General features: G+C 65.9%; 1 protein-coding gene. It reads left to right on the top strand.

Annotated features, from left to right (window positions below; genetic code table 11):
• Positions 1-43 precede the first annotated feature (43 nt).
• On the top strand, positions 44-669 hold a 626-nt coding region (ligK, locus tag OOZ63_RS28975; protein WP_266009343.1), incomplete at its 3' end, for a 4-carboxy-4-hydroxy-2-oxoadipate aldolase/oxaloacetate decarboxylase.

Below are 669 nucleotides of genomic sequence, written 5' to 3'. Positions count from 1 at the left end.
TTTCCGCGCCTGGATGCGGCACTCAAGAAGAAGGGACTTTGAGATGTACGAGCTCGGTGTGGTCTATCGCCGTATTCAAAGAGCTGACCGAGCGAGCGCCGATGCACTGGCCAAGCTCGGATCGGCCACCGTCCACGAGGCCATGGGCCGCGTCGGCCTGCTCAAGCCCTACATGCGGCCGATCTATGCCAGCGCCCAGGTCTCGGGCACGGCCGTCACCGTGCTGCTGCAGCCTGGCGACAACTGGATGCTGCATGTGGCTGCAGAGCAGATCCGGCCCGGGGACATCGTCGTCGCGGGCGTTACCGCCGATTGCTCGGATGGCTATTTCGGTGACCTGCTGGCCAGCTCCTTCATCGCGCGCGGTGCTCGCGCACTGGTCATCGATGCCGGTGTGCGCGATGTGAAGACGCTCACCGAGATGGGCTTCCCGGTCTGGAGCAAGGCCATCTCGGCCAAGGGCACGATCAAGGCCACGCTGGGCTCCGTCAACATCCCCATCGTCTGCGCAGGCATGCTGGTCACACCGGGTGATGTGATTGTTGCCGACGATGACGGCGTGGTTTGTGTGCCGGCCGCGCGGGCCGCGCAGACGCTGCAAGCCGCCAGCGCACGCGAAGCCCTTGAGGCAGCCAAGCGCGACCAACTGGCCGCCGGCGTGCTCGGCCT

Origin of the sequence: Paucibacter sp. PLA-PC-4, from assembly GCF_026241155.1 — a bacterium.
In the GTDB taxonomy this organism is placed as follows: Bacteria; Pseudomonadota; Gammaproteobacteria; order Burkholderiales; family Burkholderiaceae_C; genus Roseateles_E.
The sequence above is the reverse complement of the archived record's forward strand: the minus strand, read 5'-3'. Positions and strand labels throughout refer to the sequence as shown.